This window comes from Gordonia polyisoprenivorans NBRC 16320 = JCM 10675 (genome assembly GCF_000241325.1).
In the GTDB taxonomy this organism is placed as follows: Bacteria; Actinomycetota; Actinomycetes; order Mycobacteriales; family Mycobacteriaceae; genus Gordonia; species Gordonia polyisoprenivorans.
Genome location: NZ_BAEI01000062.1, coordinates 1 through 19489, shown reverse-complemented (window position 1 = coordinate 19489; position 19489 = coordinate 1). Strand labels below are relative to the sequence as shown.

General features: G+C 63.7%; 18 protein-coding genes. 17 read left to right on the top strand and 1 reads right to left on the bottom strand.

Annotated features, from left to right (window positions below; all coding sequences use genetic code 11):
* Position 1 precedes the first annotated feature (1 nt).
* From GOPIP_RS15840 to GOPIP_RS15820, 5 genes are read left to right on the top strand one after another with little or no spacing between them, the layout of a single operon-like run.
* Positions 2 to 2050: an acetyl/propionyl/methylcrotonyl-CoA carboxylase subunit alpha gene (locus GOPIP_RS15840; RefSeq protein ID WP_006370730.1), complete on the top strand. Its 2049-nt coding sequence runs from the start codon at positions 2 to 4 to the stop codon at positions 2048 to 2050.
* Entirely contained in the window at positions 2047 to 2811 is a 765-nt protein-coding gene (locus tag GOPIP_RS15835; protein ID WP_006370729.1) for an enoyl-CoA hydratase/isomerase family protein, read from the top strand. Before GOPIP_RS15840 ends, GOPIP_RS15835 begins: the two co-directional genes overlap by 4 nt.
* Positions 2808 to 3626: a TIGR03084 family metal-binding protein gene (locus GOPIP_RS15830; RefSeq protein WP_006370728.1), complete on the top strand. Its 819-nt coding sequence runs from the start codon at positions 2808 to 2810 to the stop codon at positions 3624 to 3626. Before GOPIP_RS15835 ends, GOPIP_RS15830 begins: the two co-directional genes overlap by 4 nt.
* A 31-nt stretch (positions 3627 to 3657) precedes the next feature.
* Positions 3658 to 5475, top strand: a complete 1818-nt coding sequence (locus tag GOPIP_RS15825; protein ID WP_006370727.1) for an acyclic terpene utilization AtuA family protein — start codon at positions 3658 to 3660, stop codon at positions 5473 to 5475.
* On the top strand, positions 5472 to 6323 hold the full coding sequence (locus GOPIP_RS15820; protein ID WP_006370726.1) for an enoyl-CoA hydratase-related protein: 852 nt from the start codon (positions 5472 to 5474) through the stop codon (positions 6321 to 6323). The genes GOPIP_RS15825 and GOPIP_RS15820 overlap by 4 nt, the downstream gene beginning before the upstream one ends.
* 149 nt (positions 6324 to 6472) lie before the next feature.
* Here GOPIP_RS15820 and GOPIP_RS15815 read toward each other — a convergent pair whose 3' ends face one another.
* Positions 6473 to 7345 (bottom strand): hypothetical protein, encoded by an 873-nt coding sequence (locus GOPIP_RS15815; RefSeq protein ID WP_006370725.1) that lies wholly within the window; start codon positions 7343 to 7345, stop codon positions 6473 to 6475.
* 541 nt (positions 7346 to 7886) lie between these two features.
* On the opposite strand from GOPIP_RS15815, the gene GOPIP_RS15810 reads away from it, so the two are divergent.
* The 12 genes from GOPIP_RS15810 (at position 7887) to GOPIP_RS15755 (ending at position 19399) form a co-directional block, all read left to right on the top strand.
* On the top strand, positions 7887 to 8777 hold the full coding sequence (locus GOPIP_RS15810; protein WP_035728186.1) for a helix-turn-helix transcriptional regulator: 891 nt from the start codon (positions 7887 to 7889) through the stop codon (positions 8775 to 8777).
* Positions 8767 to 10044 (top strand): LuxR C-terminal-related transcriptional regulator, encoded by a 1278-nt coding sequence (locus tag GOPIP_RS15805; protein WP_210739869.1) that lies wholly within the window; start codon positions 8767 to 8769, stop codon positions 10042 to 10044. The genes GOPIP_RS15810 and GOPIP_RS15805 overlap by 11 nt, the downstream gene beginning before the upstream one ends.
* A 297-nt stretch (positions 10045 to 10341) precedes the next feature.
* Positions 10342 to 11151, top strand: a complete 810-nt coding sequence (locus GOPIP_RS15800; RefSeq protein WP_006370722.1) for an MlaE family ABC transporter permease — start codon at positions 10342 to 10344, stop codon at positions 11149 to 11151.
* Positions 11148 to 12023 carry an MlaE family ABC transporter permease gene (locus GOPIP_RS15795; RefSeq protein ID WP_006370721.1) on the top strand — a complete coding sequence of 292 codons (876 nt, stop codon included), beginning with the start codon at positions 11148 to 11150 and terminating at the stop codon, positions 12021 to 12023. Before GOPIP_RS15800 ends, GOPIP_RS15795 begins: the two co-directional genes overlap by 4 nt.
* Positions 12024 to 12027: 4 nt before the next feature.
* Positions 12028 to 13143: an MlaD family protein gene (locus GOPIP_RS15790; protein WP_006370720.1), complete on the top strand. Its 1116-nt coding sequence runs from the start codon at positions 12028 to 12030 to the stop codon at positions 13141 to 13143.
* A complete protein-coding gene (locus GOPIP_RS15785) occupies positions 13140 to 14150 on the top strand; it encodes an MlaD family protein (protein ID WP_006370719.1) in 1011 nt (336 codons plus the stop codon). Before GOPIP_RS15790 ends, GOPIP_RS15785 begins: the two co-directional genes overlap by 4 nt.
* Before the next feature lie 11 nt (positions 14151 to 14161).
* Complete coding sequence (locus GOPIP_RS15780) at positions 14162 to 15145, top strand: MlaD family protein (RefSeq protein WP_006370718.1); 984 nt, start codon at positions 14162 to 14164, stop codon at positions 15143 to 15145.
* Positions 15145 to 16218: an MlaD family protein gene (locus tag GOPIP_RS15775; protein ID WP_006370717.1), complete on the top strand. Its 1074-nt coding sequence runs from the start codon at positions 15145 to 15147 to the stop codon at positions 16216 to 16218. Before GOPIP_RS15780 ends, GOPIP_RS15775 begins: the two co-directional genes overlap by 1 nt.
* A 62-nt stretch (positions 16219 to 16280) precedes the next feature.
* On the top strand, positions 16281 to 17246 hold the full coding sequence (locus tag GOPIP_RS15770; RefSeq protein ID WP_244421159.1) for an MlaD family protein: 966 nt from the start codon (positions 16281 to 16283) through the stop codon (positions 17244 to 17246).
* Positions 17243 to 18217 (top strand): MlaD family protein, encoded by a 975-nt coding sequence (locus tag GOPIP_RS15765; RefSeq protein ID WP_006370715.1) that lies wholly within the window; start codon positions 17243 to 17245, stop codon positions 18215 to 18217. Before GOPIP_RS15770 ends, GOPIP_RS15765 begins: the two co-directional genes overlap by 4 nt.
* Positions 18218 to 18269: 52 nt before the next feature.
* Positions 18270 to 19082 carry a hypothetical protein gene (locus tag GOPIP_RS15760; protein WP_006370714.1) on the top strand — a complete coding sequence of 271 codons (813 nt, stop codon included), beginning with the start codon at positions 18270 to 18272 and terminating at the stop codon, positions 19080 to 19082.
* Between the two features lie 89 nt (positions 19083 to 19171).
* Complete coding sequence (locus tag GOPIP_RS15755; RefSeq protein ID WP_231386707.1) at positions 19172 to 19399, top strand: hypothetical protein; 228 nt, start codon at positions 19172 to 19174, stop codon at positions 19397 to 19399.
* Positions 19400 to 19489 lie beyond the last annotated feature (90 nt).

The window sequence follows — 19489 nt, the reverse complement described above, 5'->3', positions numbered from 1 at the left end:
CATGATCAAGAAGATTCTGGTCGCCAACCGCGGGGAGATTGCGCGACGCGTGTTCCGTACCTGCCGTGAGATGGGTATCGCGACGGTCGGGGTCTACTCCGACGCCGACGCCGATGCGCTGTTCGTCGACGAGGCCGATGAAGCCGTCCCGCTCGGTGGGGTGACCCCGGCCGACTCCTACCTTCGTGCCGATCGGGTACTCGAGGCAGCCCGGCTGACCGGTGCCGACGCGGTCCACCCCGGTTATGGATTCCTCTCGGAGAACGCACGATTCGCGGAGCAATGCGCTACGGCCGGGATCACGTTCATCGGCCCCGGGGTCAAGGCCATCGAGTTGATGGGATCGAAACTGACCGCTCGCGAACTGATGGAACGTGCCGGCGTGCCCGTGCTGCCGGGGCGCGACCTGACCGGCGTCGACGACGCCGACGTCGACGAGCTCGCCGATGCCGTCGGGTGGCCGATCCTCGTCAAGGCATCCTTCGGCGGCGGCGGTCGGGGGATGCGCATCGTGCGGGACCGGGACGACCTGGCCGAGGCGATCGCGTCGGCCCGGCGGGAAGCGGGATCGGCCTTCGGAGACGACACGGTCTTCCTCGAACACTATGTGGACAATCCGCGACACGTCGAGATCCAGATCTTCGGCGACACCCACGGGACGATCGTCCATCTCAACGAACGTGAATGCTCGATCCAGCGCAGACACCAGAAGATTCTGGAGGAGTCACCCTCTCCGGCAGTCGATTCGGAACTGAGGGAGAAGATGGGTAGGGCTGCGGTCGAAGCCGGGCGCACGCTCGACTACGTCGGGGCCGGAACCGTGGAATTCTTACTGGCTCCCGATGGCGGGTTCTATTTCCTCGAGGTCAACACGCGCCTGCAGGTCGAGCATCCGGTCACCGAGCTGGTGACCGGACTCGATCTGGTGCGCCTTCAGATCGACGTCGCCGGCGGTGCGCCACTCGACCCGGCGGCGGTGTCGGCCACGATATCGGGCCATGCCATCGAAGCCAGGATCTACGCCGAGGACGCGGGTAATGACTTCTTGCCGGCCGCAGGCCGCCTCGACCTGTTCGAGATCGCCCGGACCCCCGGAATCCGCGTCGACACCGGGGTGCGCTCGGGTGATGTCGTGTCGACCAACTACGACCCGATGCTGGCCAAGGTCATCGCCCACGGTGCGACGCGACAGGAGGCCACCGCGCGCCTGGCATATGCCCTGACTCGCAGCCGGATTCTCGGGGTCACCACCAACCGGGCGCTACTTGTCGGGATACTCGCCGACGCGGAGTTCGCGGCGGGCGCGATCGATACCCATTTCCTCGATCGCGCCGACATCGGTGCACTCATCGGACGGCCGGGTGATCCGCTGATCCGAGCTGCGGCGCTCGCAGCGGCACTCGCCGATCAGGCGACACAGCGGGCGAGTGCCCCGGTTCTCGGCGGTATCACGTCCGGGTTCCGGAACAATCTGTCGCAATTGCAAACGCGTGGTTTCGGCTTCGGCGACGAGATCCTCACGGTGGCCTACCATCTGGGAGCCCAACCCCGGTTCGAGGTCGACGGTGTCGTACTCGAGGCCCAACTCGGTTCGGTGACCCCGGACGCGGTGGAGCTTCTGATTGACGGTGTGCGCCGAACATTTCACGTCGTCCTCGGACACGGGAGGCGACTGGTGACGTGGGCCGCGGGCTCGGTGGAGCTGACGGATGTGGAACGGTTCCCGTCGGCGGAATCGACGCTCGACCCCGGTTCTCTGGTCGCGCCGATGCCGGGGACCGTGTCGAGAATCGAGGTCGCGGTGGGCGATGAGGTCCAACAGAACACCACCGTCATCGTGATCGAGGCCATGAAGATGGAGCATTCGATCGTTGCGACAGAGGACTCGGTGGTCACCGAGATCCCGGTCGAGGTCGGTCAGGCGGTCGATACCGGTCAGGTCCTGATCGTGTTGGAGTCATCTGCCGGGGATGAGCAAGGGACCGTTGGCGGCGCAGCGACGACAGAGATGGCGGAGCCGGTGGCGACCGAGATGGCGGTTCAGGCATGACCGAACCGGTGATCTATTCCGTTGTTGATGGCATCGCGTGGATCACGATGAACCGCCCGGCAGCCAGGAATGCGCTCAACAAGGCGGTCCGCGAAGGTCTCGAAGACGCGTTCGCCCGCGCTGAGGGCGACGATTCCGCTGCGGTCGTCGTCCTGACCGGGGCCGGGGACAAAGCGTTTTGCTCCGGCGGCGATCTCAAGGAAATGGCCGAGAATTCGTTGGGGGTTCCACCACCGGACTATGTGCCGCAACCCAATCGGACCATAGAGATGACCAAACCCCTGATCGCCGCTGTCAACGGTCATGCTTTCGCCGGCGGTTTCCTGTTGATGCAATCGGCGGACCTGGTGGTCGTCGCCGACCATGCCCGCCTCGGGATCACCGAGGCCGTGGTCGGACGCGGTGCGCCGTGGGCGGTGCCCCTTCCATGGCTCATCCCGCCCCGCGTGGCGATGCAGATGTTGCTGACCGGTGAACCCATCAGCGCTGCGCGTGCATTCGAGGTCGGGCTGGTCAACGAGGTGGTGCCGGCTGCGGAACTGGTCGGCGCCACGACACGACTGGCACGGCGGATCGCATCGAACGCGCCACTGTCGGTACGGGCCGGCAAGGCCACGGTGTACGCTGCTGCCCGCGAATGTCGCGACCAAGCATTCGAGTCGGCTGAGAAGCTCTGGGAGAAGGTCTATCTCAGTGCGGATGCACAAGAGGGGCCCCGAGCCTTCGCCGAGAAACGCACACCGGTCTGGGTCGGCCGATGAGCAAGGCGGACGTCGTCGCCGGCCTCGCCGCGGACCTGGCCGAGGAAGCGGCGTCGCTGATGGAGATCGTGGGATCGATCTCGGAGGCGCAGTGGGCGTTGCCGACTCCGGCACCGACGTGGACCATCCACGATCAGATCGCACATCTGGCCAACTTCGATGCACTTACCCGATTGGCGCTCGACTCGCCGGACGAGTTCGCGCGGTTCCGCGACAGCCTGCCCGATCTGCAGGAATACGTCGATGGAGTCGGACCGGCGAATGCCGGTTTGACCGGTGTGCAGAAACTGGATTGGTGGCGCCGCGAGAACGAGTGTTTGGCAACGGCGATCGCGGCGGCCGACCCGGACGTGCGGGTGCCGTGGTTCGGGCCGCCGATGAGCCTGCCGTCGAAGATCACCGCGCGGATCATGGAGACCTGGGCACACGGACAGGACGTGGCCGATACGCTCGGTGTGGTCCGTACACCGACCGCGCGCCTGCGCCACGTATCCCGGATCGGTGTGCTTGCATTCGCCAACAGCTTTCGGGCGCAGGGCCTTCCGACACCCGATGTGCCGGTGTTCGTCGAACTCACGGCGCCCGACGGCGACGACGTGTGGAGTTGGGGCGAAAAGTCCGGTGCCGATTCGGTACGAGGTGCGGCACTCGATTTCTGTCTGGTGGTCACGCAACGACGCCACCTGGCCGACACCGACCTGCAGGTATCGGGAGCGGTCGCCGAAGAATGGATGTCCATCGCCCAGGCCTTCGCGGGTCCACCCGGACGCCGACGGCGCCCGGGCCAATTCACTGTCGCCACACCACTGGGCTGACTTCGCATCGCACCAACGCCTCAGGAGAGACATGTCTGCCAACGCGCCGCGCCGCGCCGTCCGTATCGGGAATGCATCAGGTTTTTACGGTGACCGGATGAAAGCGTTCCGGGAGATGATCGACGGCGGCCCCGTCGACGTGGTCACCGGCGACTACCTCGCCGAGCTGACCATGCTGATCCTGTGGAAGGCCAAAGCAAAGGATCCGGCGGCGGGGTATGCGAAAACCTTCCTGGCACAGGCACGAGACGTACTCGGTGACTGTGCCGAGCGGGGGATCAAAGTGGTGGTCAATGCGGGTGGACTCAATCCGGCGGGACTCGCGGGCGAGATCGAGAAACTCGTTGCCGAACTCGGGGTCGCCCTTTCGGTGTCCTACATCGAAGGTGACGACCTCGCGCCACGACTCGACCGCCTGATGGCCGATGGGCACGAACTGCGTCATCTGGACAAGGGATCAGCACTGCGGGACAGTGGGATCGAACCCGTCTCGGCGAACGCCTATCTCGGCGGGTGGGGGATTGCTCGCGCGTTGGACAAGGGTGCCGACATCGTGATCTGTCCGCGTGTCACCGACGCCTCGCTCGTCGTTGGTACCAGCGCGTGGTGGCATGGCTGGGAGCGGGACGATTTCGACGCCCTTGCCGGTGCGGTGCTCGCCGGCCACATCATCGAGTGTGGACCGCAGGCAACCGGTGGGAACTACTCGCAGATTCACGAGGTCACCGACCGGCGTTATCCGGGATTTCCGATCGCCGAGGTCGAACACGACGGATCGTTCGTCATCACCAAGCATCCGGGGACCGGCGGGCTGGTGTCGGTCGGTACGCTGACCGCTCAGACCCTTTATGAGATCGATCACCCGCAATATCTCAATCCCGATGTGGTCGCACATTTCGACACGGCGTCCATGACGGTCGACGGGCCGGATCGGGTGCGGGTGTCGGGGGTCCGCGGCACTGCGCCCGGCACGCAGCTCAAGGTGGCGATGAACTACGTCGGCGGCTTCCGCAATACGATGACCCTGGTGTTGACCGGGCTCGACATCGAAGAGAAGGCGCGATGGGCGACGGACGAGATCCTCGAGATAATCGGGGGGACAGAGCGATTCGACGACATCGACATCCAGCTGCTTCGATATGACCGCCCGGACCCCGCCACTGCAGCCGAATCGGTAGCCCATTTGCGGATCACGGTGAAGGACCACGATCGGGTGAAGGTTGATCGTGCGTTCTCGAATGCGGTGATGGAACTCGCGCTCGGCGGATACGCAGGCTTTCACACCACGACCCCGCCGTCATCGGCGTCCGAGTTCGGCGTCTACTGGCCGGCTCTCATCGACGCCTCGGTGGTGACCCACGTGGTCGTGCATGCAGACGGGGAACGGGAGGTGATCCCGCACACCCAGGGTCTCGCCGAGCCGCGAACGGTGAGGACGCCGGGCACGTCCGCAGCGCGCCACAATGATTGGGGTCCCACGGTGCGAGAGCCGCTGGGTCGTGTCGTTGCCGCCCGCTCGGGTGACAAGGGCGGCAAGGCGAACGTGGGTGTGTGGGTTGCCGACGATCACGCGTGGGACTGGCTGTGCGAGTTCCTCACCGTTGACCGGGTGAAGCAACTCATCCCCGAAGCGGCCGACCTCCCGGTGCACCGCTACGAACTGCCGAATCTGTACGCGCTCAACTTCGTGATCGACGGTTTCCTCGGCGACGGTGTCGCCTCCTCCGTTCGCCCCGACGCGCAGGCCAAAGGACTCGGTGAGTACCTGCGCGCACGCCATGTCGACATTCCCGTTGACCTCGTCCCCGTCGACCTCATCATGGCCGACCGAGGCGTCGGCACCGCATGAGCGCGTCCTCCGGCGCGGATTTCGCACAGATCCGTTACGAGGTCGACGGTCCGATGGCGACGGTCATACTCGACCGACCGCAAGCCCGAAATGCGTTCACCCTCAGAATGTCCGACGAGATCGTAGCGGCGCTACGCATGGCGGAGAGTGACCCTGCGGTACGCGTGGTCATCCTGACCGGCGCCGGACGCGATTTCTGCGTCGGCGCCGATCTGTCGTCCGGAAGCTTCGATATGGGCGGTGATGGTGCCGGCGAACCAGGGTGGCAGGAGCCTGCCGGGCGAGTGTCGTCGACCATCTACTCCTTACGACTCCCGGTCATCGCGGCGATGACCGGAGTGGCGGTTGGAGCGGGATCGACGATGGTCTTGCCGTGCGATCTCCGTGTGGCGTCCACGGATTCGAGATTCGGATTCGTCTTCGGACGCCGCGGGATCTCACCCGAGGGCGGTTCCCCGTGGTTCCTGCCTCGCCTGGTGGGTCTGGCGGTGGCCTCGGACTGGATGATCACCGGGCGGGTCATCGGCGCGGACGAGGCGCTCGCCAAGGGTCTCGTGCATCACCTCCACCAGCCCGCCGACGTGGTCGACGCCGCACGTATTCTCGCAGCCGACATTGCCGAGAACACGTCGGCGGTGTCGGTGGCGATCATCCGGCGAATGCTGTGGCACGCGAGTCAGGCGCCGACACCGGATGCACTGCACGCCGCGGAATCCCGACTCATCGCCGAGCTGCCCGGCAACAGTGATGCGATCGAGGGAGTGCAGTCGTTTCTCGCGCGCCGAGCACCGGTGTTCCCGAACACCCTTGCCGCGGACTATCCGTCCTGGCTCGACCAGCTCCGCTGAGGTCGACTGCGAGCGACTGCCGGCCCCGGCCCGCGCGAATACCTCCGAGCCGGGCATGGATCTGCCCTGTGACCTCGGAGACTCACGAGATCACAGGGCAGCGTCGGGTTATCGGATTGTCAGGGCTCGGGTTGTCAGGGCTCGGGTTGTCAGGGCGTGGCGACGGCCGGTGTCGGTGTGACCGGGTGTCGTGCCGGGATGTCATCGGCAAACGACTCCGGGAGCCCATTCTGCAGGTCACGCGGTCGCGGCAACATGTTGCCCAGCCCGTAGACCGCCACGACACACAACGTGATGGACGCCAAGGTGCCTGCCCACATCAGGCCGGTACGTGCTGTCACGTCATCGAGGTGCAGGGCGAGGATGAGTGGTCCGCCCAGCGCGAAGTTGGTGCCGAGCATCGTGGCCGGGAAGACGAGGATGAGCCCCAGCAGTCCGATCATCGAGGATGTGCGACGCCAGATCGTCACCGCCGCCAGGGTGAAGACGACCACCTGGGTTCCTTCCAGAATCCCGATCACCAACGGGTAGTGCCAAATTCGTAATACGTAGGTGCCGTAGTAGGTGTACACGTTGGTTCCGGTGCCGACGATCTCGAAGACGCAGGAGGTGACGATCTCCAGAATCCACACCCCGAACAGGTGCTTTCGGGTCATCCGTCCCTCGTACATCCGGCGGCCGACGTACAGGCACGCGCTCGCATACAGCACGATGTAACCACTGTGGGTCCAGTTGGGTTGGGGTACGCCGAACGCGGAGAAGTGTGTCCACGCGGCCCCCAGGGCTCCGTTGTGGGCGTCGTAGAACCACAGGTCGAAGACCACGTCGTAGATCGGTTCGAGAAACGCACTGATGCCCGCGGCGGCCATCGCGACAACATAGAAGGGGGTGCGCTGGGTGAGGCACATGCGAGCCGCGATGGCGAGCATGATCGCCACTATCGCCCAACTGAGAATGGTGAAGATGCTCTGCCACAGCAGATCGAGGTTGTGGAACATCACGTCATGGGGTACGCGCGTCATAGGAGTCCTAACGGTTGCATCAAACGACTGTTGCGTTCGGGAGGTCGAACGCTTCTGGCCACAGAGGATTGGCCGCCAGACCACACGTGTGCGCTGCTCGGCGTGGGCACAACGTGATCGTCAGTCGGCGCATACCGCGCTCGCCGACGTCGCATGCCGAATGCGCGGGTCCGCGGTGTAAAACCCCGAAACGTGACACGAATCATCGTAGAAAGCCGACGTGTGACCGGGCATCGTTCCGGCGGGGGAGATTTGCCCCTCGTCGGGGGTAGGAACGGTGCTCGAACGGTCGTTGCGTGCGCCGGATGCGAATACGTCGATGGCTTTCGCCGTCGTCGTGGCCGCGTGAACAGATGGCGGGGCGAGGCTTGACTGGGTGTGACCCGTATCTCATACTGTCGCCTGAGGTGAATCAGGAATAACTAAGAGATGCGAGCCTGCGAGGAGCAGACGTTTGTCGACACAAGTTGATGCCGACGTCCCGACATCGACCACGGTCCCCGGATTTTCGGCCTGGATCAGATCTGGTGAAACTGGCTGTGTGTCAACGGGTTCGTTGCGCCACCATCCGCGCGGAGACCTGAATGAGGCGATCGAGCTGCTGAGTGAGGCCGATTCTCCGCGCGAGTTGATCGCGCGCGTTCCGATGGTGCTCTGCCGTAGTGGGGGATTCGATCGGGCAATGCTGTCCCGGGTGGCCGCCGCGACGTGGAAACCGTGTGCGGCCCATGTGGCCGGAGATGGTGATGAGTCGATCGGTGCTTCGCTGACCACCGGAGTCGTGGGCATGGCGATCCCGCTCGCGAGTTCGCCGATGGAATCCGCCGTCTTCCGCCGCCGGAGAACCTTGCTCGTCGACCGCGCCGCGGCTCGCGGACGCATGTATGCGCCGCTATGGGAGCTGACCAGGTCCCGGTGTTATGTCGTTGCACCAGTATTGATCTCGGGTCGGGCTGTTGGTCTTCTGCACGCCGACCGGCATACTTCTGGCCAGGGTCTCGACGCCGGGGACGTCGCACTCGCCGGTACATTCGCCACGCTTCTCGACCTCGTATATGGGCGGCTGGTCGCCCGGGAGCGGCTTCGTTCACAGCAACAGGTGATGACCTCGGCACTCAGTGAAGCCGCCGACGTGGTGTCGGGACCGCAGCACCTGAGCCTCGGGCGTGGCGAGGGCGAGGTGGTCAGGAGCACTCGGACCGTCGAGCACGGTCAGGGCCGCCTGACCGAGCGCGAATGGGAAATCCTCGGGCTGATGTCGACCGGGGCGACGAACAGCCAGATCGCGGCCTCGCTCATCGTCTCCGAGAGCACGGTCAAATCCCACGTCAAGAAGATCCTGCACAAGTTGCCGGCTGCCAACCGCGCCGAGGCCGTCTATCGATACACCAGCCTCGTCCGTGCTGAAGGAGTGCTGCGAGATGCGATCTGACGAGGGATGGTGCGCCGCATCCGGATCGATGATGGCGTCTCGATGGTGGCGTCGCGAGAACGAACTCGCCTGCCGCATCGGTGAGCTCCACGCGGTTGCGGCCGATCGGTTCGGTGTGGCGAACGACGAGGTACTCGAACGGGTCGAGGCCGGCGATTTCGTCGGGGCCATTGCGGCACTCACCGCGTGGTGCGCCGCATCGGTGAGTGGGTGTGACAGCTTGACACCGCTCGGATGGCGTAGGCCGATGACTTGCCCTGAGGACGCCTCGGAACAAGTCATTCGCGCGCTACTACACGCTCTCGACGATCTGGGTGAGCAGGTCGCGGGCGATCTCGCCGAGACCTACGCCCGGCGGCTGGTGGAGGTCGACGCCTCCCTGCGTCGGATGAGTCTGGCCGCCACGTCGGCGCAACTGGTGGACGAGGCCTGCGAGTATCTCGCGAGGCAGTGTGGATTCGGTCGTGCGGTCCTGTCGCGGGTGGAATCGAACGCGTGGTATCCTTGGGTTGGCGCATTCGGGACCGACGACGGGGCCGACGAGTGGTTCGGCCAGTGGATCGACGAGCCCATCCCACTCGACGACAGCCCCGTGGAGGCCGATGCGATGTCGGACCGACGACCGCTGCTGGTCACAGACACCGGGCGTGCCGATGTGTACCGGCCGATCATCGTCGACGCCGGGAGATCGACGTCCTATGCAGTGGCACCGGTGATCACCAGCGGTCACACCGTCGGCTTCTTCCACGTCGATCATGACCAGCGACGTCGGAGCGGAATGGTCGATCGGGATGTCGTGTGGACTTTTGCCCAGGGCTTCGCCCTCGCCTACGAGAAGCTGCGACTGACCGAGCAGCTTCGCCTGGAACGGGAGCGATTCGAGGCGGTGGTGGGGGGTACTTGTGAACTGTTGCGGCTCCCGCCGTCGGCGATCGAACTCTTCCGTGTTGACGACAACGGCGTCGACGAGGCCGCCGAGCTGGGGGGCACAGGCCTGGATCCGTCTGCTGTCTCGCCTTCGACGGCGGTGGCGGTGACCGATGTGGGTTCGCAGGGGGTCGGTTCGCTGGGCGGTGGAGCGCAAGATCTGACGCCGCGTGAGCGTGACGTCATCGAACTGCTTGCGGTGGGCGCGACCAACGCGGACGTGGCCCGGCGTTTGGCGGTGTCCGAGAGCACTGTCAAATCCCATGTCCGACACATTCTTCGGAAACTCGGGGCGACGAATCGCGCCCAGGCCGTTGCAGTGTTTCTCGGTAATTCGTGATAGCACAAGATTTTCCCGAATAATACTGTCCTGTATCGAATGTCGTCCATCCCCTTTTCGGGTGGGCGACATTTCTGCGATGGTGTCATGCCCCATCGGCCGTCGGAACGCATCTCCGCCTTGAGGGCGACCGGTTCCCCCTCAGGGAGGAGGGGGGCGACGCCTGGAATTCATAGACTCGATCGCGGCCCGGTCGAATACAGATCGATCCGATGAAGGAGGGACCAGGACGTGCAGACGATTGCGCCGGAAGCGCCAGCGTACAAACCAATTCCAGTATCACGCCGGGTTGGGGAGATGATTCGGCCGGTCGCCGACAACATTCGGCAGCGGGTGGTGTCGAGTCTCGAGACGCTGGGTAGATCAGCCCGATTGTTCGCCGAGATCCTCTATTTCGTGGTCTCCGATTCCGTGGCGCTTCGATTGCCGGCTACCGAAGTCGCCGAGCAGATGTGGAAATTGTTCAAGGTCACCGCTTTTCCCGCGATTCTCATGGCAGTGCCGATCGGAGCCGAAATATCGGTGGAGGTCGGCGGCGTGATGAATCAGCTGGGGGCCAATTCGCTTGCCGGGATGGCCAGTGGCCTGGGCGTGGTGGGTCAGGGTGCGCCGATGGCTGCGGGATTGCTGATGAGCGGTGCGGCCGCGTCGGCCATCGCCTCCGACATCGGCGCCCGATCGATTCGTGAGGAGATCGATGCCATGCGGGTGATGGGCGTGAACCCGGTGCAGCGACTGGTCGCACCGCGCTTTGTTGCGATGCTGGTGATCTCGCCCGCATTGTGCATCATCATCGTGGTTGCCGGTGTGGCGGCGGGCCTGGCCATCTCCACCAACGTGAACGGTCTTGTCCCGGCGAGCTTCTGGCAGACCTTCGGAGCATTTGCGCGTCCGGTGGATCTGGGCTTCTCGGTGCTCAAGACCTTGTTGTTCGCCGTGATGGTGGTGGTCATCGCGAGCCTTCGCGGTTTGGAGGCCAAGGGCGGCCCCAAGGGCGTGGCGAACGCTGTCAACGCGTCGGTGGTGCTGAGTGTGTTCAGCATCTTCATGATGAATCTGCTGATCACGCAGCTGCAGAACATGTTCTTTCCGGCGAGTCTGGCATGACCGACACGGCACGGGCCGACGAGCCCGCAGGATTTCGTCCGCTTCCCCGCGCGTTCCGGATGATCGGCGGATCACTCGGTGCGGCGCTGCGTCAGTTCGCTCAGATCTTGCTCTTCCCCTGGTGGACCATTGTTCTGTTGCCGAAGACATTGCGGCATTATCGCCGTCAGACGTTCAAGACGATGAATGACATGGCTTGGGGCAGTGGATCTCTCATCGCCGACGGGGGAGTGATCAGCCTGATGTTCTTCCTCGGTATCGCCGTCGGGGCGATGGTGGCCATCGAGGCTTTCATGGCGTTCAATGTCCTGGGTTTCGGCGCGCTGGCGGCGATCATCGAATCCTTCGCGAACATTCGGATGATCGCCCCGATCATCACCGGAATCGGATTCGCCGCGCAAGCCGGTTGTCGCATGACCGCCGAGATCGGCGCCATGCGCGTCTCCGAGGAGATCGATGCCACCGAGTCAATCGGACTGCGCGCCATTCCGTTCGTGGTCGGTACTCGACTGATCGGCGGGATGCTGGTGGTGATTCCCGGGTACCTGATGGCCTTGGTGGTGAGCTTCGTCGTCGGTTCACTCATCGTCAAGCATGCCTATCACCAACCCATGGGCACCTATGACCACTATTTCGCACAATTCATCTCGCTTCCCGACATCACCGCGTCGGTGCTCAAAGCTGTGGTGTTCTGCGCGGTGGTCACGATCATCCACTGCTACTACGGCTACTTCGCCAGTGGCGGTCCCGAAGGCGTCGGAACGGCGTCCGGGCATGCGATTCGGGCGAGCCTGGTTGCGGTGGTCGTCCTCAACTTCGTGATGACCCTGATCATCTGGGGTCTCAGTCCGACGATGCCGTTCAGGGGGTGAGGACATGTCGGGTCATGTGAATCAGGATTTCATCCGCGGTGACGCCGCCACGCAGAACGGTCTCCTGCGTCGGGTGGGGATCGGCGGTGTGGTCACGGTGGTGGTGGTGACGTTGCTGTGCTGGTGGGTGATTCCGCGAGCGACCGCGCCCCAGGGGACGACGATCAACGTCGTCGTCCCCGACGTCGGTGCAGGTATTCGAATCGGAGCCCACGTGATCTTGCGAGGTGCACAGATCGGCGAGGTCACCTCGATGTCGCCGACGCCGCAGCGCGGAGTGAAATTGGGGTTGTTGTTGACCGATGTGGGTGGGGCGTTCATCTCCGACGACTTCGGCGTGCAATTTCGGCCGGAGAACTACTTCGGTACCACCGCGGTGGATCTGACAGCTGGGTCGAGTGGTGTTCGGGTCGGCGACAACGAGACCTACGTGCGCACCTCGGCGCCGGACCGCTCGATGTCGCAGATGCTGACGACCGGTTCGATCGCGGTGGACGGCACCCTGACGACGCAGATGATCTCGAGTCTCGACAAGGTCATCAAGTACGCCAATGGCCTGACTCCATTGGTCCAGAGCGGAATCGTCATCGCCGACTCGGTGGCGGCCACGCAGCGGAATCTGCCCTCAGAGTTGTTGGCGAAGGCCAACGACGTGATGGCGGCCTTTCCCGCATTCAATCTCGGCGCGATGAGTGGGCTCTACTCGATTTTCGACAGCGTGTACATGAAGCACGGAGCCGACGGGTCACTCACCCCTGACGAGGACTACTTCACCTATATGGAGGACGGTCTGAAAGTTGCTGGTACCAACCTCTTCGGTCAAGCAGGCGCACTGCTGAAATCACACAGCACCGAGTTGCCGGCGTTGACGCAGGTGCTGACCTATCTGCTCGAACCGGTGCCCTCGATGGTCGGCGGTCCACAGACGATGGATCAGATCCTCACTGCCATCGACCAGTCGAAGTCGGCCTTCACCGGGCCGCCCGGACAACAGACCTTGCGGATTCGTCTCGCGCTGAACTCGCTGCCCTCGATGGCCGGGCCGCTGGCGATCACCGGACGGCGCGGCGGCGGTGCACCCGCTGCTCCGGCATCTCCGAACACGCAGGGGGACAGATGAACAAGTCGCGTTCACATCTCTGGGGCCTGGCCCTCAAGCTCGGTGCCCTGCTTGCGGTGACGATCGCGTTCTTCGTGCTCGTCGTCAACGCGATGCGCAACCCTGTCGACGGTGCAGCAGACACCTACACCGCAGAGTTCACCGACGTGTCGGGGCTTCATGTCAACGGCGACGTGAGAAACCTCGGCATGCGTATCGGGAAGGTGCAGTCGATCGAGTTGCACACGGGACCCTCGGGGGCGACTGCGGAGGTCGGGTTCACCATGGACAAGAACGTCCCACTCACGTCGACGACGCAACTGGCGATCAAGTACGAGAGTCTCACCGGTATCCGATATCTCGATGTACAGGAGGGCGCGCGGGGGGGTGATCCGGCGACCTCGGTGCCGCTGTCGCGCACCAAGCCGTCGTTCGACATCACGGTCTTGTTCAACGGTCTCGAACCGGTACTCTCCACGATGCGGACCACCGACGTGAATGCGTTCACCGCCAACGCGATAGCACTCATCCAGGGTGACGGGTCGGGACTCGGGCCAATGCTGGAGAGCACCCAGAAGCTCATGGACTACGCCAAGGACCGGCAACAGGTCATCTCCGATCTGGTGGCCAACATGTCCCGGATCAGCGACACGATGGGCGGGCGCTCCGGGTATGTCGTGGATTTCCTGCACGCGATCGAGATGCCGATCGACAACGCGATGGCGGTGCTCGACAAGTTCCAGACCACCGCGGTGACCGGACCCGCGTTGATGGGACCGATCGACCGTGTGGTGACCGACCTGGGGTTCTCGGCAGATCAGGACTGGGATCAACTGATCGGCAAGTACTTCCATTCGGTGTCCGATGCGCTCAAGACGTTGGAGGTACTTCCGGGCGCGGTGTCGGGAATCGAATCATCGCGCACGAGTCCGGGTACGTCGAAGAACTGCAGCCGGGGCCGCGCACAACTTCCCGCCGCGGTGCAGGTTCTGCTGAACGGGAGTGAGGTCGTGCTGTGCGCCCAGTAGGACGAATTCGGATGCCATCGGTTGCCACGCAGTCCGTGCGGCGGTGGGGTGAGAGCGATCGACTCGTCGGCGTGGCGGTGGTCGGGGTGGTGTTGGTGGTGCTGGCGACCTTTGCCTATCTCTACGCGTATCCGCCGTCGCAGAAGGATCTGGAGTTCCGGACGCAGGACGCCTCGGTGATCACCGTCGGCGAAGCGATTCGAGTCGCCGGAATCGACGTCGGGAAGGTGACCGAGGTGGCATTGGGTGGCGATTCGGTGGCAGTCAAAGCCAGGATCGACTCGTCGACTTTCCTCGGAGACCAATCGCGCGTCGAGGTTCGGATGCTGACCCCGGTCGGCGGATACGCGATCAGTGTCATCTCCCTCGGAGATACACCACTCGAGGGTGAAATTCCCATCGACCGTGTCCGTGTGCCGTACACCATCGGTGACGTTCTGCAGTCGGTGCCCTCGGTCACCGATCGAGTGGACGCTCCCACCGTGCACGCGAACCTCGACCAATTATCCGATGCGTTGCAGGGTAATTCGGACTCCCTGCGGTCGATGGTCAATGGACTCGACAGCGTCGCCGGAGTACTCGACCAGCAACGCGACCAGGTGCGCACCATCGCCGATCTGGCGAGCGAATACCTTCAACAGCTCAATCAGAATCGGGATTTCGTTTTCGCGCTGATCGACAAGATCGATCAGGTGGCGATGACATACCACATCAATCATGCGGGATTCAACCGCGCGTTCGACCTGTTCGGTGATTGGCTCGCTCGCATCACACCGCTCATGCGGTTCTACCTCGATCATTCGCCCGAGATCGGCCAGCACGTGCAGTATCTGCGCGATCTGGTGGCGCGAATGCAGCAGAGCATGGGTGGCACGATCGACGGCCTGATGGCGCTACGTGCACGACTTCTCGATGCTATCGGTCCCGGAAACTCTGCGGGCGAACGGAATTGGACGAGCACCGTGTGCATACCGGTGCCGGGACAGGAGTGCTGATGATGGCCGCTGGTGGCACCCGTGGCCGGATGATCCGGCGCACCCTGCTGCTCGTCGTGGTGATTGCGGTGGCGGGTGCCCTGACGGGTGCGGTGGTGAACCACGACGACACGGCGTCCACGGTTGACGGATATTGCGTCGATCTCCCTGACGCCATCGGTCTCTACAGCGGCAACCCCGTGACACAGATGGGTGTGCGGGTCGGCCAGGTGACGAGCATCACGCCACAAGGAGATGGGGTGCGTCTCACCTTCGAGGTGGACACCAACCGACGATTCCCTGCGGACTCGCAGGCGGTCACCCGATCGAAGTCGTTGCTCGCCGATCGCAGTCTGGAACTCGTCGGCAACTACTCCGCGGGTCCCACGCTGGTGCCCGGGAAGTGCATTCCGCGGGACAGGTCGTTCACGCCGAAGAGCATTTCCGATATTGCCGGATCGACGGCTGACTTCGTCAAGGGGTTGTCAGCGCCCGGTGACAGTTCGGTCGCCGGAACCCTGAGCGGGCTGGACGTAGCACTCGCAGGTACCGGACAGACCGCGGCGGACATGTACCGCAAAGCCGCGGCGGCGGCGCAGGACCCGGATCAATTCACTGCCGACATCGGGGCCTCGATCATGAATATGGCGCCGCTCAACCAAGCGGCACTGGATCATTGGGCTGCGATCAGCAGGGTTTTGGACACGATGCCCGCCGCGCTCCCGGAGGTGACCGACCTCGGACCGATCATCAACACATTCGCCCACGGGGTGTGGTGGCTGGTGGCCACCCTGTACGACATCGATCACCGATACGGCGACGTCCTGGGACCGATGCTCGACGTCACCGCGCCCGACATCATCCGGCTTCTCGCTGCCCGGGCACCCGACCTACAGACCCTGTACCGCACCATCCCCACGATTGCGCAGTTCATGAACGAGCAGCAGGGCGGAAACGCCGTGCGGATGGCGGTGCCGCAACCGGTGGTCACACTGTCGGCGCAACAGTGCCGGGCACTGGCGTTGCCGTGCACTGGTTCTGCGCCGGTGGTGCGCAATCTCTTCGATCTGGTTGTCCAGGGGGTGAACAAATGAGATGCCTAAGCGGTAGGAGTGGTCGAGCGCGCCTGATCAGCGGGGTGATTCGTTGTCTGGGAGTGACTCTCGTGTTGGTGGTGATGGCGGGCTGTTCCTTCGGGCCCAACGATCTACCGTCGGTGCGCAAAGGGGTGCCGACGGCTTACACCATCACCGTGCAGTTCGCGGATGTGCTGAATCTCCCGGTCGGTGCCGACGTCGACTTCAACGGGGCACGGATCGGTCAGGTGAAGTCCATGCAGCGGTCCGGGAACGGGATCGCGGTGCAACTGGGCATGGGTGCGGGCAGCAGCCTGCCCTCGAATGTCCATGCGACCATTCAGCAGAACACCCTTCTCGGCGATACCTACATCTCGATGACATTGCCTGACGGTGTCGCGCCGTCGGTCGACGATCTCGTGGCAGGCAGCGTGGTCCCGGTGGCGCAGACGACGTCGCCACCGCCGCTGGAGGACACGATCGCGGTGCTCGCGTACTTCGTCAACGGCGGGACCATCGGAAAGGCCGAGGACACCATGGCTGCGTTGAACGGCGTGATGCCGGCGTTGAAGGATGTGCAGAGGTTGTCGGCGAACGCCTCGGTCGACCTGGCAGACCTCGCCGGGCACACCGCCGAGATCGACCGCACGCTGCAAGGACTGATCGGGGTGTCGAAGTCCTTCGGCCAGACGAAATCGCAGTTCACCGCGATGTTCAGTGCCAATGGTGCACAGTACTGGCACGGCGTCATGAAGACCGTGGTCGCATATCTGGCAACGCTGTTGCCCTCTGTGGGATCGATCTTTGAGGGCGGTATATGGCTGGTGCCGATGCTCGATGCGTTGGCCGACACCACCGGAACCTTCCGTGGGGTGTGGGACAAGGGCCTCGACGCCGGGGCGCGGTTGAACGAATTCTTGGCCTCGACGGTGATCCCGTGGTCACAGAATCCCCGGGTCGACATCGTGTCGGTGCGTGACGGGAATGGACGTGAACTGGTCGGGGACGTGACAAATGTGCTGCGTGTGCTGGGAGCCGTCCGATGATCACGAAGACCCGTGTGTCCGCGATCGCGATGCTCACCCTGGTGATCGTCTCGATCTACTACATGACGACCGTCGGATTGCAGATAGCCGACGTCACCGATACCCGTACGGCGAAAATGGTTGTGGCGGACAGCAACGGGCTGATGGTCGGATCCCGAGTGCTGCTACGGGGCGTGCAGATCGGCGAGGTCACCTCGATCGATCCGATCGCTGACGGTGTGGAGGTCACCTGGAAGTACGGAAAGTCCTATCGGATCCCGGAAGGCAGTGCGGTTCGGCTGGATGATCTGTCGGCGCTCGGTGAATCCTACGTCGCGGTGCTGCCCACCACCCAGGACGGGCCGTACCTGGCAAACGGAGCGACCGTACCCCGCCAGAATGTGGCGCAGCCAACCACCTTCCGCGAGTTGTCCTCGCGCGTCACCGATTTTCTCAAACAGGTGAACCCCGATGAGGTGCAGCGCATCTTCACCGAGCTCGACGTCGGCTTCCCCGACGGGGCCGATGTGATCAATGATCTCAATCGCGCGGGAACACTTCTCGCGGAACAGATCACCCAACAGCGCGACAACCTGATCACCTTACTCAGCACCTTGCAGCCGCTACTGATGCGATCGGGGAACATTCCTGCAGATCTCGCGCAGTCCGCTCCGCTGATGAAGCAATTCGGACCCAGTTTCGCCTTGTTGCTTCATGGGATCGGCGATGCCAAGCCGATCATCGGGAACAGCGTCGGGGTCAGTCTGCACGACGCGATCATGAACGGCGCCAGCCCATTCTTGGCGATCGTGCAAAAGCTGCTGGACGAGTCCTCGGGTGATCTGCATGTCATCGGCGTCAACCTGTTGCCCGCGGCCCAGGCCGGAGCCGCAGCGATGAGCACGGTCCGCTTGTCGCCGGTGCTGGGGACCCTACTCGGTGCCACCACTCCCAACGGCGCCCTCACGATTCGCGTGGGTGGAGGTGGTTGATGGACACGGTGAGACCCCACGATCAGCATTGGACGACAAGAGGAGTGATGAAATGACCGCGATCAAGACGACCGGAACCGGGAACGCCGAAGTCCTCGACGATGAGGTGACCGACGATGAGGTGACCGACGATGAGGTGACCGGCGACGAGACGACCGAGGGCGCGGCACGGGAGAACCCGGCGACCGACGACTCGACGGCCGATGACCTGGCGACCGATGGCCCGGAGGAAAGCTGCGAGTCGAGCGCGACCGTGCACGGCGACACGGGTGAGACGGCCGAGAACGTAGCGAGAAAGCGGTTGTTCACGCGAGATCGGCGACGCCGCGGTGCTCGGCGCTCGATCTCGGTGCGGGCCCTCGTGGCGTCCCTCTTGGTAATTGCGGCCTTGGCGATGATCGCGGTTCTCGGTTGGAAGGTGCACTCGCAGTCGGACGAGCTGGCGGCGCAGCGAGCTGATGCCGACGGTCGCCAACATGCAGAGCAGGTCGCCCTGGACTATTCCGTCGGGGCCGCACAGATGGATTACCGTGACGAGAACGCGTGGACGGGCAGGCTGACCAAGGGCACCAGTCCCGATCTCTCGAACAGGCTTCGGCAGGCGGCAGACTCCATGCAGCAGATGACCGTACCGATGCAGTGGACGTCAACCGCACAGCCGATAACGGCAAAAGTGTTGTCGGACAACAATGGTGTATATCAAGTCGTCTGCTTTGTGAATGTGCTGACCAAGAACGTCCAAGCTACTGACGGAATCCAATCGACGGCCACCTACCGGATGACCATCAACAGCAACGACAACTGGCAGATCACCGAGATCAGTGGAATCGGTCCTGCCCAGGGCACGACGCCGGCCGGTGGGTAGCGATGACGATCGGCGCTGAGAAATCCGGCGATGACGGTCCGGTTGCACAGCGTGATGCGGTGGGCACTGTGCAGCGAAGCGTTGGTCACGTGTCGACGACCCACGACGTCATCGGGGACATGGTGCGGTTCCTGATCCGATGGTCGCCATTCGAGGACGGCGACGACGAGATATTCCCGACGTTCGGCGTCGAACCCCGCATCTTCTACCTCCGGATGACGCGTCTGCTCGACGCCGACCCAGAACTCGCCGGTTCCCGCACGGCAGTGTTGCGCACCTACTGCCTACGCAAGGCCGGTATCGTCACTGCCTCGTGACGACATCTGAAAGACAACCACGCTGCCATTTGTCTGGTGTGTGGTTCGGCGCAGATCCGTTGTCGCCGTTGCGTCCCGCTGGTGTGACCT

Coding starts and splice junctions, on each gene's coding strand:
- GOPIP_RS15785 (WP_006370719.1), top strand. CDS start 13,140: ATGAACAAGTCGCGTTCACATCTCTGGGGCCTGGCCCTCAAGCTCGGT.
- GOPIP_RS15795 (WP_006370721.1), top strand. CDS start 11,148: ATGACCGACACGGCACGGGCCGACGAGCCCGCAGGATTTCGTCCGCTT.
- GOPIP_RS15790 (WP_006370720.1), top strand. CDS start 12,028: ATGTCGGGTCATGTGAATCAGGATTTCATCCGCGGTGACGCCGCCACG.
- GOPIP_RS15835 (WP_006370729.1), top strand. CDS start 2,047: ATGACCGAACCGGTGATCTATTCCGTTGTTGATGGCATCGCGTGGATC.
- GOPIP_RS15780 (WP_006370718.1), top strand. CDS start 14,162: ATGCCATCGGTTGCCACGCAGTCCGTGCGGCGGTGGGGTGAGAGCGAT.
- GOPIP_RS15840 (WP_006370730.1), top strand. CDS start 2: ATGATCAAGAAGATTCTGGTCGCCAACCGCGGGGAGATTGCGCGACGC.
- GOPIP_RS15815 (WP_006370725.1), bottom strand. CDS start 7,345: ATGACGCGCGTACCCCATGACGTGATGTTCCACAACCTCGATCTGCTG.
- GOPIP_RS15825 (WP_006370727.1), top strand. CDS start 3,658: ATGTCTGCCAACGCGCCGCGCCGCGCCGTCCGTATCGGGAATGCATCA.
- GOPIP_RS15820 (WP_006370726.1), top strand. CDS start 5,472: ATGAGCGCGTCCTCCGGCGCGGATTTCGCACAGATCCGTTACGAGGTC.
- GOPIP_RS15765 (WP_006370715.1), top strand. CDS start 17,243: ATGATCACGAAGACCCGTGTGTCCGCGATCGCGATGCTCACCCTGGTG.
- GOPIP_RS15830 (WP_006370728.1), top strand. CDS start 2,808: ATGAGCAAGGCGGACGTCGTCGCCGGCCTCGCCGCGGACCTGGCCGAG.
- GOPIP_RS15775 (WP_006370717.1), top strand. CDS start 15,145: ATGATGGCCGCTGGTGGCACCCGTGGCCGGATGATCCGGCGCACCCTG.
- GOPIP_RS15760 (WP_006370714.1), top strand. CDS start 18,270: ATGACCGCGATCAAGACGACCGGAACCGGGAACGCCGAAGTCCTCGAC.
- GOPIP_RS15800 (WP_006370722.1), top strand. CDS start 10,342: ATGATTCGGCCGGTCGCCGACAACATTCGGCAGCGGGTGGTGTCGAGT.
- GOPIP_RS15805 (WP_210739869.1), top strand. CDS start 8,767: ATGCGATCTGACGAGGGATGGTGCGCCGCATCCGGATCGATGATGGCG.